The organism is Fibrobacter sp., assembly GCF_017551775.1.
Lineage (GTDB): Bacteria > Fibrobacterota > Fibrobacteria > Fibrobacterales > Fibrobacteraceae > Fibrobacter.
On record NZ_JAFZKX010000076.1, the window covers coordinates 57,683 to 73,867 of the forward strand.

Here is a 16,185-nt window from a genome sequence, read left to right on the forward strand (position 1 = left end):
TTTGGACTAAATCGCTGAGAAGATGTTATTTTTAAAATGCTCAGTTGTGGGGTTTGTCCTGTAGCTAAAAGACATGTAAGAGGAGATATTATGTCTATAGTCCGTTTGCTGCCGCTGTTGCTGTTGATTCCGGCAATGGCCCTTGCTGATTCTGACAAGAATTACAAGGTCGCGTCGAATCAGTTCGTGGCCGGGAGCGTCGTCGAACCTATTGCCAATATGGTTATCGAAGCCAAGGGGACGGCAGTAGTTTCGCAGAAACCGTCTTTCCCGCTCAAAAACTTCAATCTTTATTGGCGCCATAAGAAGGGCCCCAGGGAATACGTCTGGATTCAGGGCAAACCGGATTTTACGAATTATGTAACTCTCCACGCCTTTAGCCTGGCCGAGGCGCACCTGCTGCCTTCCGAAGTGGCGTACATGCGTTTTTATGCAGCGCAGAACTTGAAGGCGTTCCAGGACGAGACGGACATTTACTTCGACAAGTATTACCTATACTCTCCGCGCGTTCCCAGGCTATTCTTTATGAAGAACGGCCGTTGGCAGGTCTTGCGCGAGGCGGAATTTCCGGGGGTAGTTGTCTTCGAAAACGAGAACAAGGATTTCTCTGCGGCGTTCAAACAGTCGCCGCTCACCAAACTCCCGAAGGCGGTGTTCCCGCTCAAGGCGGATTCGTATGTCTTTACCTACACGGCGCCGGGATTCTTGCCGGAGGTGGACATCTGTTCCGTGGCATCCAGGAGCGTTGTTGTTTTGAAGCCGGAACTTATCGCTCCCGATACGGCGTCGGGCCAGGAGATTCCGGGCATTTCGATGGAACTTGCCGATGTGAAAGCGACAAAGAACCTGGAAGAAACGGAAATCCTTTACGACAAGTTCATCGGTGAATTGCAGAAGGTGGCATCCTTTGTCGATACCATGCAGTTCGACGCTCTTTATCCGAAATTGAAAACGCCGGAATTCCTCGGGCTTGACAAAGCGGATTTCAATTACAAGGAATACAAGTCCGCTTATGAGGGAACCCGCATGAAGGCGAAGTCTGACTGGATGCATTCCATGACGATCGGCGTGAGCGAAGTCAATGCGGCGTTCAACAACAAGCTGGACAGCCTGCAGGCGCTTCCGCTGCGTGTCGCCTTGACTCCGGTGTCGGTTACCCCGGTCCGTGCGACGGATTCCTCTGTCGTAGATTCCGCTTCGGCCCCCCTGAAGGCGGTGATGCTCAAGTTCGGCCAGAGCCACGAACGCATCGATGTCGCGTGGCAGGGAACGGCGAAGGACATTGGCGCCGATAGCCTTTACAAGCTCTTTGAGCAGAACGGCAATGATGTTCCCGTGATTGTCACCATCGAGCAGAACAAGCCCGTCTGGCTCCATAAGGAAAGCGAGGTTTCGGGCCGCCATCATTACCGTTACACGCAGATCGAGTTCAAGTTCGGAACCCAGTCGTTGGCCGGTGTCGGCGAATTTATTTTGCCCGCCTATATTTCGGCGCAGCCCGAGGTGCAGAGGTGGTTGTCTGTCGCGCATGCCGCCCCGTGGAGGGCTCCGCAGGAGATTCTGGAAGCCGCGGGTGACGATTCCGCTTCCGTGATTGACGGCTCCCTTCCGGGCTACGACAACGCGAAGTTCCCGCGCATTGTCCGTGACACCAAGTTCGGTACCGTCGCGCTTATCGATTCGGGTACTTTCCGTTACCGTGGCCGCGTGGTCTCGATGTCTCCGTTCGCCATCATGACGACGGAAGTGACGCAGAACCTCTTTGCGCAGTGGATGCTTGCTCAGGAAGATTCCCTGAAGCGCATCAAGGACCGTTCCTCGTTCAGGAGTCCGTTCAAGCCGGTCCACAACATCACGTGGGACAACGCCCGTGCCGCATGCCAGATGATGGGCGGTGACCTCCCGACCGAAGCCCAGTGGGAATTTGCCGGCCGCGCCGACAACAACGAGGGCGCCGTGTGGGAAGGCGATCCTAAGGATTCGGTCGGCAATTATGCCGTCTACCGCAACAATTCGTACAAGATGGGCAAGAAGAGTGACGCCTACGGCCCGCAGAAGGTTGCCTCCAAGAAGCCGAATGCCTGGGGCATTTACGACATGTCGGGCAACGTCGCCGAATGGACCCGCGACAAGTATTTCATGTTCTCGCTCTGGGTGGAATCTTCGAACCCCACCGGAGCCGTGATGGGCTATTCCAAGGTCTACAAGGGCGGCTCATGGAAGGATAACGAATCCGCTTTGAACCTGACGAATGGCGATGACGAAGACCCGCGTTACTGGTCCGATGCCATCGGCTTCCGCTGTGTTTTTCCCCGTAAACTTATTGAAGGACGTTAATGACAGAACAGTCTCCCTCGCAGAGCGCATCTGCAGAATTGAAGAATGATAGCCGTTTCAAGTTTTTCCGCCGGTTGATTTCCGCGCCGTACCTGCTTGCGCTTGTCGTGTTGTTTTTACCCCTCATGAACGTCTCGTGCGCCGAGAAGGTCATTGCCGAACCCTCGTTCTATGAACTTGCTACGGGAATGGATTTGCGCGAGACCCTCAAGGAGCCCGCGAAGGGTTACCTTTTGAAGATGGAGAGCGACAACCCGAAGGCGCTTGACCGGTTCAAGGCGCACATTCCGGAATTCCCGAAGATGAACGCGGTTCCCGCCCTGTTCGGGATTGTCGCCGCGCTTGTGCTTGCGGCAGCGTTTGCTTGGTTCACGCCCCTCGGTTCTCTCACGCTTGGCATACTTGCGATGATGTCGCTTTGGGCGGTCCTTTCCAGGATGGCGGAACTGTGCCACAGTTTCGGGATGCAGGTGCTCTCGCTGGAACCGAGTTACGGCATCTATGCCGCGTCGGTGCTGATTCTGATTGGAACGGCGATGAACATTGCGGCTATTGCTCGCCCGGTTCTCGTAGAATTCAAGGCGAAGCGTGCGGCAAAGAAGACTCGCCCTGCGGGTTAGTCGAGTTAATAGTTCACAATTACTAATTACTAGAATTTTCAGCGTCAAGAAGCTTCTAGATGCCGATAACACTAGAAACTCGGAACTTGAAAATCTGAACTGTGCCGCGATTATTTAGGACTAGTAACTAACAACTAGAAACTAGTAACTAGTTTCTAGTTTCTGCGTCTTAGGCGCCATTACACGTTGAACAGGAAGTACATGATGTCGCCATCCTGTACCAGGTATTCCTTGCCTTCGGTGCGGACGAGGCCCGCTTCCTTGGCGGCGTTCCAGCTGCCGTGCTTCAAGAAGTCGGAGTAGCTGAGCGTTTCGGCGCGGATGAACCCGCGTTCGAAGTCGGTATGGATGACGCCGGCGCACTGCGGGGCCTTGAATCCGGCGTGGAACGTCCAGGCGCGGCATTCCTTTTCGCCCGCGGTGAAGAACGTGCGCAGCCCGAGAATTTCGTAACCCTTGCGCACCACGGCATCCAGTCCCGATTCCTTCATGCCGAGTTCCTTGAGGAATTCTGCCTTGTCGGCGGGTTCCATCGCGGAGAGCTCTTCTTCGATCTTTCCGCTGATGACGATGACTTCGTGGCCGTTCTTTGCGGCGTAATCCTTCAGCTGGTCCACGTAGGCGTTACCGGTGAGGATGTCGTCTTCCTTCACGTTCGCGCAGTAGAAGAGCGGCTTTGCGGTAAGGAGTCCGAGGTCCTTCACGATGCCTTCCATCTCTTCGCTGTCGTGCATCACGGTGCGGGCGGCCTTGCCCTCTTCCATGGTCTTCTTCAAAAGTTCGCAGGCGGCGAGACGAGCCTTCGCTTCGGCGTTGCCGGTACGGGCGCCCTTCGCTTCGGTGGCGAGGCGCTTTTCGACGGAATCGAGGTCCTTGAGGATGAGCTCGGTCTCGATGACTTCCACGTCGCGGACCGGATCCACGGAACCGCTCACGTGCACGATGTTCTCGTCGTCGAAGCAGCGGATGACTTCCATGATGGCTTCGCATTCGCGGATGTGGGTGAGGAACTGGTTGCCGAGGCCTTCGCCCTGGGCGGCGCCCTTCACGAGGCCCGCGATGTCAACGAATTCCGTGACGGCGGGAACGATGGACTTCGGGTTGTAGACCTTCACGAGTTCGTCGAGGCGGCTGTCCGGGACGCTCACCATGCCCACGTTCGGTTCGATGGTGCAGAAGGGATAGTTCGCGGCTTCGGCACCGGCGTTGGTGATGGCGTTAAAGATGGTGGACTTGCCTACGTTCGGGAGGCCTACGATACCGCATTTGAAACCCATGATAATCTCCGATTTTATTTGCACGGAAAAACCCGCGCTCTTTGAACGCGGGTAAATTTAGAAAAAAGCGTGTGTGCTGGATGGCCTAGAAAGCGAGCGCCACTGCGATTCCGCCCTGTTGCGTGGGCACGACTTTCAGGCGGAGCGAGGTGTTCGTTTCCGAGATGGGGAGTCCCTTGTTGTAGAGGTCGATGGCATCGTGCATGTAGCTGTTGGCGATTTTTGTGAGCAACAGCGAGATACCTGCGACGCCGAGACCGCCGAGAGTGATGTAGAGCCCCACTTCGGTATCGATAAAGAGCAGTTCGACGACGCCATACCCAACGGCGAAACCACCCGCGTAGGCGAGCACCATGCCCGGATAGTAGAATCCCATTGCGGTCCCGTAGGCGCTTGCTGCCTCCTCGTTGGTTTTGATGGCCGCGATGGCCGCGTCGCGTTCGACAGCCTGGTTGCCCATGTACCACTGTTTATCTTCGCCGAAGAAAATCTTTTGGTTCTGGGGGTAGGGTATCGGCTGAACGTTCTGGTCGTCGGCGAAAGAGTTCCCGACAAGGGTGAATACGAACAGGAGGAGCGCTGCAAGATGTAATTTCATGTTTCCCTTCTCTTAGTTTGGATGTGTCTTATTCCCGGTAGAATGCTAGAAAACCCTTTACATTTTGTAAATGGTAAAATTTCAGGATTGTGCAAAATAGCGTGATGAATAACCTAGTTTAGTACCTGTAGGTTGGTTATGGAAGGCGCCGTGTGGAATTGACGGACGTTGTTGCCAGTGATAATCTGGGTTGGAGATATGCGGCAACCATCGATGTTCGGCCACTAGCGGCCTCCATAAAAATGACCGGTCGTGCAGATGTACGATCGGTCTTTTTTTTAGCTCGTCTTGTTTGAAATCTTATCTGAGATCGTCACGGTTTATGCCGTAGATGCGTACGGCGTCAATCCACGTTTCGGTGCCGTTGTAGCTGAATACGGTGAAGTTCGTGATGCGGTTGCGCACTAATTCCCATCCGTGGTATTCGCGGATCTTGTACGTGAAGTCCTCGGGCTTTATGCAGTAGCGGGTCCATTCGATGAGACTCTTGCCCGTTCCCTTGTACGAGGCCTTGTAGTTCAGCGGGTCATCAAGCGATTCGAGGATGATTTCGAAATCGCCGTCGGTGCGCATCCATACGACCAGCGAGTCCATGCGGCTCCAGTCGTGCTGGTGGCGGGTGAGGCGCGTGCCGAACACCACGATATCGGGATAGTCGACCGCGTAGTCGATATGCATGGCCTTGCCCATCCGGGAATCGACCGTGGTCACCGACGCGTTGGAACTCAGGTACGAGACCGTCACGGAATCCGTAAGGGTGTCCTTCTTGTGGAGCTGTGCGTACCAGGCGTCTTTCCTGAGGGGAGAGGGCAGGTCGCTAAATATGCTGCCGCTTTCGAAGTTGAATACCTCGACGGTATTGAGCTCGTACCAGAGGGAATCGCTGATGCCTTCCCACAGGTCCACCTTTTCGGGTGCGACTGCGTCGGGGTTGCCGGATTCGAGCGACCAGATGTCGAGCGTGTCGGCGAGGTCTTCGAGACGGATGCTGATGACGGCGCTCCTGATGTCGGGATCCCAGTTTTCAATCTGCATCGGGACCGTGGTTCCGTTGCTGGTGTACAGCATCACGTCGCTTCCGTCATCGCGGGCCTTCGTGAAGTCGAAGTTCGTAGAATCCAACCGGAGCGTGAGGATGAACGGTACGCTCAGGGGGCGCATCCAGTCCGATACCAGGTCGGTCGGCTTGAAGTCGAGCCTCTGCACGAGCCCGCTCTTCGCCGGAGAAATCAGGTGCCCGATGCGCAGCGTGTCGGCCGTAGGTACGGCGACCTTGGCGTCGGCGATGCATTCCGTATCGTCGCCGCTCCACGACTTGATGGAGACCTGCCCGACGGGGAGTCCGTTCGCGACGAAGAACCCGAGGGAGTCCGTCTTGGCGACGCGGCCGATGCCCTCGAAGTTGATCCAGGCGTATTTCGCGCTATCGGGTAGCGAGACCCATCCGTTCACGGTTCCCTTCTTCTTGAGGAATGCCTTGGGTACGGAGAAGTTCTTGGATAGCCCGTTCAGCGTGTACTGGTATACGAGGGCCGAGTCGCCCTGTTCAATCTGTATGGTGTACGACCCGATCTTGTGGTTATCGATGCGGATTTTCCCGAGGCTGTCTGTTTCGCCCGCGTACAGGAAATCGTTTGCATCCACGTTGCCCGTGGAATCGGTGACAAACCAGCTTGGAAGAACCCTGTACGAAGCCTTCGCGGGCTCCTTGCCGCTATACACCTGGATGGAGACGTATCCGGTCTCCTGGGCGAAGGTGTTTTCCGTCTCCGTAGTCCCACCGGCCATGTCGGAATTCGTACATGCGCCGAGGAATACCAGCGGAAGGGCCGGAAATATTTTGAGCAGGGACTTCATCATTTCGAAATCTTCTTGTTGAACGCCACGGGGAACAAGGCAAGATTCATCTGCAGGACGCGCGTGGGCTTCCCGCACTTGTCAACTCGAATCTGGACGTCTTTCCGGAATTCCTGAATCATACTCTTGATTTCTTCAAAGCCTTGTTGGTCTACCGCCATTGTAAGTGTAGAAATATCTCGGTCTTCCGGGGCGATAGTTTGCAGAGAACGGGCTCCAATTTGCATTACTGCAGCCTGGAATGCCCTGATGGCCTGTGCGCGTTCCTCGCCGGAGATGTTTATGTGGGAATCGGCGATTTTTACGCGGCCGTTGCCCAGGTCCTGGATGAAGCCCAAATCCTTGAGCAAATTCACGCTTTCCTGGACCTTGTCTTCGCCGATGGCGGGTTCGAGCCATTCAGCGATGGTCTTGATGTCGACTTTTCCCTGGTTCACCTCGATGAGGGCCCTGATCACGGGCGTCCACCAGTCGCTCAGGTACTTGATTTCTTTGTCCTGGAGTACATGTTTCTTAACGTCGCGCAAAAGTACGGCTTTGGCAAGGATTTCTTCGCGGGTCTTTTCGGATTTGGTACGGGAGGCGGCAAGCAGGAGGTCAAAGTAACGGGCGGCGCGGCCGGTGAGGCCGAGCACCTTCTTGATGGCGGGGACGCAACGCACGGGAAGGTTGCGCTTTTTTTCGACGATGCAGAACACATGGCTCGCATTCAGGCCGATAGCCATTCCGAGAACGCTGTAGGAGTACTTGGCGTTCTTCTTTTTCTTCTCGAGATAGAAATCTCGGATGATATCCCGGTAGTCTGTATAATCGTAGATACTTGGCATTTGGCTTGCCCCATTATTTGTAAAAAAATATATAATTTGGGGGAGTCCGATTTATGTCTAAGAAAAATTTAATCGTTACCTTTTTGTCAATGATTTTGGTCGCCCTCGGGGTGAAATTTTTTGTAACGCAAAAGGCCGAAATGGCCGAATTTAAAAGGCATGAGGCACTTGTGGCCGAGGCTACGGAATGCCTGGAATCGGGAGATTGGGCTTGTGCTGAAAGGGCTGTGCGCGGACTCCTGTGTGATGCTCCTCACGATTCGAATTTGCAACTCCACTTGGCGGGCATCCTTTACGAGCAGGAACGGTTCGAGGAATGCATCCGCTTCATCGACAGCATCGGAACGAAAACTCCCGATTTTTCTTATCTGAAAACGAAATCGGCGCAGTTGATAAAGGAGAGGGAGGAACTGGGTTTTGAGGGCTCGATGCATTTCCGTGTGGAATTCGAGGGGCATCCATCGAAAAGCGACGTGATGGAAGCGCTCGCCGTGCTCGAGGTCGCCTACGATTCCCTTTGCCATCTTTTTGATTTCAGGCCCGAGAACAAGATGAGCCTTGTGCTGCACAAGTCGAGCGAATACCAGGGCTTGGGACCGCGCCCGGAATGGGTGGCCGCCGTGTTCGATGGCAAGCTCCGCGTACCCGTAGAGATGATGCGCTATCGCGAAGTCTACCGCCCGGTGCTCTTCCACGAACTCACGCATTCCTTTGTGCGGGCGATGACGCGCGCGAAAGTGGCGCTCTGGATTAACGAAGGCATCGCGCAGGTGGTGGACGGCTCTCGCACGAATAACCCGCGCCCCGAGGGGGCGGCGCCGTCGTTACAGTCGCTGACGGAACCGTTCGTGAAGGAACCTTCCGAAGACAAGGCTCTGCTCCTTTACTGGTATTCGCAGAAGATGGTGGAACGCCTGCTGGCGAGGAACCCGAGCTTCGTGCATTTCAGGGAATTTGTACAGAGCTTGCGCAAAATGGAAACCGACGATGCGCTCGAAAAATTTTACGGGGTCAAGACGTCGCAGTTGCTAGACGAGGTGAAGTGATGGCGAAAAAGAGAATTGTGGTGCTGACTACCGGCGGGACGATTGCCGGCGTGGGCGAGAGCGGCAAGGACACGGGATACGTTTCCGGTCAGGTCCCGGGCGCAGATCTCGTGGCATCGGTGCCCGAACTTGCGGAATATGCCGACGTTTCGGTGGAAGAGGTCTGCAACATCAATTCCGACGACATTACGGACCGCATATGGATTGCGCTTGCGAACCGCGTGAAGGAATTGCAGGAAGACGAATCGGTGGACGGCATCGTGATAACGCACGGTACCGACACGATGGACGAGACCGCGTACTTTTTGAGCCTTGCGGTGAAGTGCGAAAAGCCCGTCATCTTTACGGGATCGATGAAACCTTCCACCGCGAAAAATCCGGACGGGCCTGCGAACCTGCTGGGCGCCGTGCGCGTGGCCGCGGGTTTTGCCGTAGATGACGACCCGCCCGAAAACTCCGTGTGGGTCTATTTTGCGGGAAGCCTTTTCGATGCGCGAAACGTGCAGAAGTGCAGTGCCAGCGCGCTCGATGCCATGGGGGTCGATGCGGCGGGCGATGGCTCGGACTTGAACGCCCCGAGGGAGAAGAACTTCTTCGACGTTTCGAAACTGGAATGCCTCCCGCGGGTGAACGTGGTGTATTTCTCCGTGGATGCGAACCCGAAGGTGCTGGAATATGCCGCATGCGTGTCCGACGGCCTCGTGATTGCGGGGGCGGGCTCGGGCGAGTTCAGCAAGGCGTGGGCGGAAAAACTTGAGGCCATCGATATCCCGGTGGTCATTGCCAGCCGGACGAACCACGGGAACGTCACGCTCAACGAAACGCTTGCTCCCGGGCGGATTTGTGCGGGCACGCTAGCCCCGCAGAAGGCGGCAGTACTTTTGCGATTGTGCCTGACGGTTTCGGAAAACCCGAGGGTCATCAAGAAGTTCTTTGCGAATGCCTGAAGTCCGCGGCCACGAAGCTTTTGAGAAAGTATATTATGCGCAATTTTTTTGAAAAGGCGCGGACTTCTCGGAGATGAAATGTGCGGTTTTTCGAAAAAGTGAAGGATGCGTGGATTTTGCGGCTTTTATAAATTCGGAAATGAACAATTACAAAAATAATTTATTTGATATTTTGTGTATAAAGTAATTTTAAGGAATAGAATAAAATGAAGTTTTTGATTCAGCGCGTGACGGAGGCTGCGGTCGATATCGCGGGCGAGACCGTCGGTAAAATCGGGAAGGGCTACTTGGTGTTGATTGGAGTGGGGGAAGGCGATACGCGCGAAATCGCCGACCGCTTCATAAGGAAAATGCTTGCGTTGCGTATCTTTGCCGACGAAAATGGCAAGACGAACCTCTCCATCAACGATGTGGGCGGATCGCTCCTGCTGGTCTCTCAGTTCACGCTGTACGCGGATTGCCACAAGGGTAACCGCCCGACGTTCAACGGAGCGGGGAACCCTGCGCTTGCGAACGAATTGTACGAATACATCATCGCCGAATGCAAAAAGGAAATCGCCGTCGTGGAAACGGGCCGTTTTGGCGCCGACATGAAGGTGAGCCTCGTGAACGACGGCCCCTTCACCATAATGCTCGATTGACGCCTGCTGCGCGGGTTGCCTTTGCGGGCTCATAAATGTATATTGCCAATATGCGATTTTTGCAAAATAGGATGAGTCTTGCCGGCACATGTGCCGGATGCGTTTTTCTGGTTTGCCTGCTCGGGTGCCTGCTTGCGGGCTGTGCGGGCCTGCGGGACGATGCCCGCGGTAACGACGGCGATTCGGGCATGCGCGACACCCCGTGCGAGGAATGCGGGACTCGCGGTGAAATTGAACTCAAGATTACTGGCGAAAAGTTCTACCGCGAATGGAACGAGAAGGCGTATACCCGGATGGATTCCTCCGCCGTGGTCGGCGTGTTCCCGACATTGCGCGTGAAGGCGAAACGCCCCGAAGTATGCAAGATGTGCCACAGCTTCAGCGCGGACGCTTTGGATTTCGACCTCGCGCATGTGGAAGATTCCCTGTTCGTGAAGGCGTTCCCGAAAATGAAGCGCGAACTGATGCTCCCCGGGATGCGGCTTCCCGATGAGGATTCCCTGTATGTCGATTCTCTGGCGGTAAGGCTCCTGGGATCCCCCTTTGCGGACGGCAAGAAGCTCGGGGATTTTTCCCCGTGGGTGGAACGCGACGGGATAGAGCAGGCGTTCACGCGTGAAGTTCCCGCGAAATTGAAGGACCTGCTTGCGGGCATAGCTTCGCGGTACGAGGTGCGCTACGTGTCGCTCCCGCTGGTGCTCGAAGTCGAGATGGATCCGGATTTGGGCCGCAGCGGCGGGTATACGTGGAAAATTGCGTGGAGTCTCTGGGATGCGCGCTACGGCGAACTCGTTTTCCTCGTCTATTCCGAATTTACTGCCGCCACGACTGGCCGCGTCGCTCCCGAGAAGGAATGGTCCGTCCCGTTCGCTCCGCGCCTGTGGAAGATGTTCAGCACGGATATCTCCAAACTCGAAAGCCATTAAACAGTGTGTAATGTGTAATGAATAATTTCACATCTCACATTTCTGTATGGCGCTCCTGTGGAGCGCATATAGCTAGGCTCGGCCATGCCAGAGCATGAATGCTCTGTCGCGGCGCTCGCCTTTTGCTATATTCCCCCTTATGAACACACCGTTTTACGTTTTTATGAAACTCCTGCCGAAGAATGCGGCTAGCCGTGTTTTCGGCGCTTTCGTGCGTCTTCGCATTCCCCTCGTCTCGAAAATTGCGCGCAACGCCTTTGCCGCCTATTACAAGCTCGATATGGACGAGTCGGAATTCCCGCTCAAGCATTACCGCAGCATCGGCGAACTCTTTATCCGCAGGCTCAAGCCCGGCATGCGCCCTGTTGCCGATTCCGAAATCGTGAGCCCGGTCGACGGCGTGCTTTCGCAGACGGGCGTTTTCGACGAGAAGCAGGAACTCATCCAGGCGAAGGGAAAGACTTATACGCTCAAGGATTTGCTCCGCGACGAAGAAATGGCGATGCGTTTTGAAGGCGGCGTTTTCGCGACGATTTACCTCGCTCCGTTCAATTACCACCGCATCCACAGCCCGGTCAAGGGCGAACTCGTGGATGCCGCTTACTGCCCGGGAACCCTCTGGCCGGTGAACGCGGGCAGCGTGGAACGCGTCGAAGGGCTTTTCTGCATTAACGAGCGCCTCACGAGCCGCATCCGTCTGGAAGACGGTTCCGAAATTCTGGTCGTGAAGGTCGGTGCCACCAATGTCGGGCGCATCGGTGTCGTGTACAGCAAGGATCTCCTCACGAATGCGGGCATGCTCCCCAGGAATTGCAAGCGCCTCGACTGGAAGCCTTCCGAAAAATTCACGTTCGAGAAGGGCAGCGAACTCGGACGCTTCGAGATGGGCAGCACCGTGATTCTCGTCGCCGACAAGAAGATTCGCGAACGCCATCCGGACTTGTTCAAGAGCCGCCTCGGCAAAGCCGTGAAGGTGGGCGAGGCCCTGTAGGCAGATGGCTTCTGTCCGGCGTTTTATACAGGACGAACCTGCGTTGTTCAAGGCGTCGCAGGAATTCGTCGAAAAGTTCGCCGGGGTCGAAGACCCGGTCCTTTCCGTTGCCCGTAAAGCGAAGGGCTTGAATGCGCAGGTCGCCTGGACGCTCCTCGGGACGGTGCTTTTTCAGGACCGGACTTATGCCGAAATAACGCAATTGCTGGAGGCGCTCTACGAGAAGTTCCCGGACGATGCGCTGTGGAACCTTCCCGTGCCGATTGCGCCCGAAATTAACGCGGTCGTTGCCGATACCTTCGGGAGCCGCAACTGGAGCCTGTTCGAACATGTCGCGGGAATCTTCTGGAGCGTGGGGCTTTTTGTGCGCCACCATCCCGACCTTGCGCAGTGGGCGCGCGAACGCAGGCCCGAAGAAGTCTGGCGCGACCTCGGTGAAATTTACTTTATGGGCAAGAAGAGCGTGCGCCCGAAGGCCTGTGCCGCCATCTACCGCCTGTTCGCTCCCGCACCCCTCGGGCTCGGCCTGGAGTTCCGCAATGGCCGCATGCCGCCGCTCCCGCTCACGATGGGCGCGCGCCGGTTCCTTGCGATTCTCGGGCCCGCGCGCGATACCGGGCTTGCCGATATGGAACCCGAAAAGAAGCAGGCGCTTGCGAACGCGTATTTTGTGGCGCTCTGCAAGGATGAACCATACCGGAGCGCCCATGCGCTTCAGTTCTTTCTCGAATTCGGCGAGGGGGACTTCGCCTGCCGCGAGGCCACCCGCCATTGTGCCGATTGCCCGCTTTACGAGTTCTGCGACTATGCGATGCGCAGGGAGTGACCGGTTCTATGCTAAATTTTAGACGTATGCCTCACCTGCGAAAAAAATGCCTGGCCCTCTTCTGCATGGCGCTTGCCCTTTGCGGCTGCAAGCAAGAAGAAGAGCGCCCGGTAGATTACGGCGAAATCCTTTATAAGGACGTGAAGCCGATTGGCGTGCATGTGGACGAGCACCCGATGGCGGAACATGTCGCCGCCCTCATCAAGCGCATCGACTTGCGCTACCCGATGATGGTGGACGATACGCTCGACGTGTGCATCCTCGAGTTCAAGAGCGACGTTTACGCGATGGACTACTACATCAACAGCGGGCGCTTCCAGGGTATCCTCCCGATTCTGCGCGGTGCCGAAATGGAACAGAGCATCCGTTCCGATGCGCGCATCTTCATCTTTACGCACGATAGCTTCCGCCGCTACGAGAGGAGTGACCTCGAGCAGTACGTGCGCGCCTTCCCGGGCTATCACGGCGGGTTCCCGCAGGAATTCCTGAGCCTGCCGTTCGAGCACCGCGAGGCGAACAAGACCTCCATCCAGACGCGGAATTTTCTCGGGGTCAAGTCGTTCTTCCCGGTGCTGGTGCAGAGCTACCGCAATTCGAACCTGCAGTGGAATGTCGCCCGCAGTTGGGAACAGGTGGAAGAAGATGCCTTCGCCTCGTGGGCGGCGCAGCTGAAGAAGGTGAAGCCGGCCGAAATCGCGTACGACGTGGACGTGGTCTACTTTACCGCGGGCGAAGGTGTGAACGGGATGGCCTCGCGCCTTTCGGGCGGCCGCGTGGTGGTGGTGTGGGGCTACCTGAGCTGGCCCGACCTCGAACGGAAGTTCTTTGTCGCCTCGGACCGCGTTTTTGAGGCTCGTTATTAATTTTTTTATTATATTCAGAACATGGCTATTGAAAAACTTGCAGAAACTCTTTTGGAAAAACTCCGTTTCATCACCCAGGCGGAGACGGTAATCGGTAAGCCGATCCAGGCGGGTGAGTCTACGATTGTTCCCGTGAGCCGCGTCTCGGTCGGTTTCGGTTTCGGCGGTCACCAGAGCAAGGGAGACACGTCCGCCTCCGGTGGTGGAGCCTCGGTCGAACCGGTGGCGTTCCTCGTCATCAAGGGCGACGACGTGCGCATCATGCCGATTAGCAAGGATAGCTCGCTCATGTCGAAGGTCATGGACATCGTTCCCGACGTGATGAATAAGTTTTCCGGCAAAAAGGTCGACGCGGAATAAATCCGTGTCCAAAATGTAAAAATCCACACTTTTTTTTCAAAAAGTCGTTCCGGCAGTGTTTTTTTGTGTATATTCCAAATTGGAATAGAAAGAGGTACACATGAACCGTTATGACTTGGTCCTTCTGGGCCTTATCCTTGAGAAGGAGCGCAGCGGCTACGACATAATCACGGAAATCAGTAACCGTGAATTGGACCGCTGGGCGAACCTGAGCACTTCTACCGTATACAACCGACTCACGACGCTCGAAAAGAACGAGTGCATTGTCGGTCGTGCCGAACGTGACGGCAACAGGCCCGAGCGCATGGTGTTCAACATTACCGAGAAGGGTAGGGAAATACTCCGGAAAGAAGTCCTCAAGCACCTGACCGGTTTCAACGACGACCCGCGTACGCTCGGGTTTGCGTTCCTCTACGGCGCCGACCAGAAGGAGGTCATCCGCACCCTCGAAGCGCACGAACGCCGCCTGGTGCAGGAAATCGAGAACCTCGAGAGGATGATTGCCGAAGAACCGCGCCCCACGCTCTATCCGGAAGGCCCGTTCCTCAACTGCATGAGCCGCGACCACATCCTCGTGGAACTCAAGTACGTGCGCGCCGCCATCGGCATCCTGCGCGACCCCATCCGCAACAAGAAACTCGACGGCTACTTTTACATCAACTTCGGCAACCGCGATTTCGAGAATTTTAACCAGAAAGATTGATGAGTTACTAGTTCTTAGTTCCTAGTTACTAGGGATTATGGTTCAGTTCTGCTGGAAGTAATTAACTATATTTGCCGTGAAAAATGGAACTTTTTAATAATTACAGGTCTAACAACTAGTAACTGGTAACTATTAACAGCGCCGAAGGCGCAACAACTTTTAACACAACCCCTCTTACGGAGATAAAATGGCTACAAAACAGACCAAGAAGAGCGCCCCGAAGGCCGCCAAGAAGGTTGCAGCTAAGACTGCTGCCAAGTACGGCTACTTTGATGACGCCAAGAAAGAATACGTGCTCACCACTCCGGCAACCCCGATCAAGTGGTGCAACTATGTTGGTACTCTGAACTTCGGCGGTATCGTGGATACCACCGGCGGTACTCTGGTTTGCAAGGGCGACCCGGCCCTGAACCGTATCACCAAGTACATCGCCCAGATGCCTTGCTCTGACTTCAAGGCCAGCACCGTGTACATCCGCATCAAGAACGCCAAGGGTTACACCGTGTTCTCTCCGTTCGTGGTCCCGACTCTCACCAAGATGGACAAGTGGGAATGCCACGTGGGTCTTTCTTACATGCGCTGGATCGCCGAATGCTGCGGTCTCCGCACCCAGGTGACGATTTTCGTCCCGACGGGCTCCAACACTCTCCTCCAGGACATCCAGGTGACGAACCTCGGTGGTCCGGCCAAGGAAGTGGACATCATCCCGGTTTATGAATTCAGCCACTTCGAAGCCGAAAAGCAGCTCACGAATGCCGACTGGGTGCCGCAGACCATGACCCTCAAGGGCCACTGGGAAAAGGACGGCCACGTTGTGCTCGAACAGTATGCTTACATGAAGCGCGACTTCGCCGTGAACTACGTTACCGCCAACTGCAAGGTCGGTAGCTTCGACGGTGACCGCCGCGTGTTCCTCGGTGCCAACGAAATGGGCTCCTGGGCCGCTCCGCTCAGCCTCGGCAACAAGGAACTTTCCAACAGCGAATGCGACCGTGGTGACAACATCGCCGCTCTCATGATCCACGCCGGCAAGATTGCTGCGAAGAAGACCTTCCGCACCTGCACTCAGCTCGGTCAGGAACAGAGCCTCAAGGTCGCCGCCAAGGCCATCAAGAAGTATCGCAACCTGAAGAACGTCGACAAGGCTTTCGACGAACTCGCCAAGTTCTGGGAAAACTACCTCTCCACGATCCAGGTGAAGACACCGGACGTTTCCTTCAACACGATGGTGAACGTCCACAACCCGCGCCAGTGCCACACCACCAAGAACTGGAGCCGCTACCTGTCCCGATACCAGCTGGGCTACGGCACCAGCCGCGGTATCGGTTACCGTGACTCCACGCAGGACTTGATGGGCGTGATGAGC

General features: G+C 55.7%; 15 protein-coding genes and 1 pseudogene. 12 read left to right on the forward strand and 4 right to left on the reverse strand.

Annotation, left to right across the window (positions count from 1 at the left end; all coding sequences use genetic code 11):
• The first annotated feature begins 90 nt into the window (after positions 1-90).
• Together IK012_RS09185 and IK012_RS09190 are read left to right on the forward strand one after the other, a co-directional pair.
• Positions 91-2,337, forward strand: a complete 2,247-nt coding sequence (locus IK012_RS09185) for an SUMF1/EgtB/PvdO family nonheme iron enzyme (RefSeq protein ID WP_290953485.1) — start codon at positions 91-93, stop codon at positions 2,335-2,337.
• Positions 2,337-2,957 carry a hypothetical protein gene (locus IK012_RS09190; RefSeq protein ID WP_290953488.1) on the forward strand — a complete coding sequence of 207 codons (621 nt, stop codon included), beginning with the start codon at positions 2,337-2,339 and terminating at the stop codon, positions 2,955-2,957. Before IK012_RS09185 ends, IK012_RS09190 begins: the two co-directional genes overlap by 1 nt.
• Before the next feature lie 179 nt (positions 2,958-3,136).
• Here the strand turns inward: IK012_RS09190 and ychF are convergent, their stop codons facing one another.
• The 4 genes from ychF to IK012_RS09210 form a co-directional block, all read right to left on the reverse strand.
• A complete protein-coding gene (gene ychF / locus IK012_RS09195; RefSeq protein WP_173378977.1) occupies positions 3,137-4,234 on the reverse strand; it encodes a redox-regulated ATPase YchF in 1,098 nt (365 codons plus the stop codon).
• A gap of 85 nt (positions 4,235-4,319) precedes the next feature.
• Positions 4,320-4,832, reverse strand: a complete 513-nt coding sequence (locus IK012_RS09200) for a hypothetical protein (RefSeq protein ID WP_290953491.1) — start codon at positions 4,830-4,832, stop codon at positions 4,320-4,322.
• A 300-nt stretch (positions 4,833-5,132) separates the two neighbouring features.
• Positions 5,133-6,692, reverse strand: a complete 1,560-nt coding sequence (locus IK012_RS09205; RefSeq protein ID WP_290953495.1) for a hypothetical protein — start codon at positions 6,690-6,692, stop codon at positions 5,133-5,135.
• Positions 6,689-7,516 carry a TIGR02147 family protein gene (locus IK012_RS09210; protein WP_290953498.1) on the reverse strand — a complete coding sequence of 276 codons (828 nt, stop codon included), beginning with the start codon at positions 7,514-7,516 and terminating at the stop codon, positions 6,689-6,691. The genes IK012_RS09205 and IK012_RS09210 overlap by 4 nt, the downstream gene beginning before the upstream one ends.
• A gap of 140 nt (positions 7,517-7,656) precedes the next feature.
• Between IK012_RS09210 and IK012_RS09215 the strand changes: the two genes are divergently transcribed.
• The 10 genes and pseudogenes from IK012_RS09215 to IK012_RS09260 all read left to right on the forward strand — a co-directional run.
• Complete coding sequence (locus IK012_RS09215; protein WP_290953501.1) at positions 7,657-8,562, forward strand: tetratricopeptide repeat protein; 906 nt, start codon at positions 7,657-7,659, stop codon at positions 8,560-8,562.
• Positions 8,562-9,509, forward strand: a complete 948-nt coding sequence (locus IK012_RS09220) for an asparaginase (protein WP_290953504.1) — start codon at positions 8,562-8,564, stop codon at positions 9,507-9,509. Before IK012_RS09215 ends, IK012_RS09220 begins: the two co-directional genes overlap by 1 nt.
• Positions 9,510-9,715: 206 nt before the next feature.
• A complete protein-coding gene (gene dtd, locus IK012_RS09225; RefSeq protein ID WP_290953507.1) occupies positions 9,716-10,150 on the forward strand; it encodes a D-aminoacyl-tRNA deacylase in 435 nt (144 codons plus the stop codon).
• A 71-nt stretch (positions 10,151-10,221) separates the two neighbouring features.
• Entirely contained in the window at positions 10,222-11,076 is an 855-nt protein-coding gene (locus tag IK012_RS09230; RefSeq protein ID WP_290953510.1) for a hypothetical protein, read from the forward strand.
• Between the two features lie 139 nt (positions 11,077-11,215).
• Positions 11,216-12,067, forward strand: a complete 852-nt coding sequence (asd, locus tag IK012_RS09235) for an archaetidylserine decarboxylase (protein WP_290953513.1) — start codon at positions 11,216-11,218, stop codon at positions 12,065-12,067.
• Positions 12,068-12,071: 4 nt separating this feature from the next.
• Entirely contained in the window at positions 12,072-12,893 is an 822-nt protein-coding gene (locus IK012_RS09240) for a hypothetical protein (protein ID WP_290953516.1), read from the forward strand.
• 26 nt (positions 12,894-12,919) lie between these two features.
• The gene (locus IK012_RS09245) at positions 12,920-13,756 is read left to right on the forward strand and encodes a hypothetical protein (protein WP_290953519.1); all 837 of its coding nucleotides are present in this window, start codon (positions 12,920-12,922) and stop codon (positions 13,754-13,756) included.
• Positions 13,757-13,777: 21 nt separating this feature from the next.
• On the forward strand, positions 13,778-14,116 hold the full coding sequence (locus IK012_RS09250) for a GerW family sporulation protein (protein WP_290953522.1): 339 nt from the start codon (positions 13,778-13,780) through the stop codon (positions 14,114-14,116).
• Between the two features lie 100 nt (positions 14,117-14,216).
• The gene (locus IK012_RS09255) at positions 14,217-14,819 is read left to right on the forward strand and encodes a PadR family transcriptional regulator (RefSeq protein ID WP_173343718.1); all 603 of its coding nucleotides are present in this window, start codon (positions 14,217-14,219) and stop codon (positions 14,817-14,819) included.
• 187 nt (positions 14,820-15,006) lie between these two features.
• A pseudogene (locus IK012_RS09260) lies at positions 15,007-16,185 on the forward strand (glycosyl transferase); the annotation flags it as partial.

Excerpts from the sequence above, each read along its gene's own strand:
- IK012_RS09205 (WP_290953495.1), bottom strand. The coding sequence starts at position 6,692 with ATGATGAAGTCCCTGCTCAAAATATTTCCGGCCCTTCCGCTGGTATTC.
- IK012_RS09250 (WP_290953522.1), top strand. The coding sequence starts at position 13,778 with ATGGCTATTGAAAAACTTGCAGAAACTCTTTTGGAAAAACTCCGTTTC.
- asd (WP_290953513.1), top strand. The coding sequence starts at position 11,216 with ATGAACACACCGTTTTACGTTTTTATGAAACTCCTGCCGAAGAATGCG.
- IK012_RS09240 (WP_290953516.1), top strand. The coding sequence starts at position 12,072 with ATGGCTTCTGTCCGGCGTTTTATACAGGACGAACCTGCGTTGTTCAAG.
- IK012_RS09185 (WP_290953485.1), top strand. The coding sequence starts at position 91 with ATGTCTATAGTCCGTTTGCTGCCGCTGTTGCTGTTGATTCCGGCAATG.
- IK012_RS09215 (WP_290953501.1), top strand. The coding sequence starts at position 7,657 with ATGGCCGAATTTAAAAGGCATGAGGCACTTGTGGCCGAGGCTACGGAA.
- IK012_RS09220 (WP_290953504.1), top strand. The coding sequence starts at position 8,562 with ATGGCGAAAAAGAGAATTGTGGTGCTGACTACCGGCGGGACGATTGCC.
- dtd (WP_290953507.1), top strand. The coding sequence starts at position 9,716 with ATGAAGTTTTTGATTCAGCGCGTGACGGAGGCTGCGGTCGATATCGCG.
- IK012_RS09200 (WP_290953491.1), bottom strand. The coding sequence starts at position 4,832 with ATGAAATTACATCTTGCAGCGCTCCTCCTGTTCGTATTCACCCTTGTC.
- ychF (WP_173378977.1), bottom strand. The coding sequence starts at position 4,234 with ATGGGTTTCAAATGCGGTATCGTAGGCCTCCCGAACGTAGGCAAGTCC.
- IK012_RS09210 (WP_290953498.1), bottom strand. The coding sequence starts at position 7,516 with ATGCCAAGTATCTACGATTATACAGACTACCGGGATATCATCCGAGAT.
- IK012_RS09190 (WP_290953488.1), top strand. The coding sequence starts at position 2,337 with ATGACAGAACAGTCTCCCTCGCAGAGCGCATCTGCAGAATTGAAGAAT.
- IK012_RS09245 (WP_290953519.1), top strand. The coding sequence starts at position 12,920 with ATGCCTCACCTGCGAAAAAAATGCCTGGCCCTCTTCTGCATGGCGCTT.
- IK012_RS09230 (WP_290953510.1), top strand. The coding sequence starts at position 10,222 with ATGAGTCTTGCCGGCACATGTGCCGGATGCGTTTTTCTGGTTTGCCTG.
- IK012_RS09255 (WP_173343718.1), top strand. The coding sequence starts at position 14,217 with ATGAACCGTTATGACTTGGTCCTTCTGGGCCTTATCCTTGAGAAGGAG.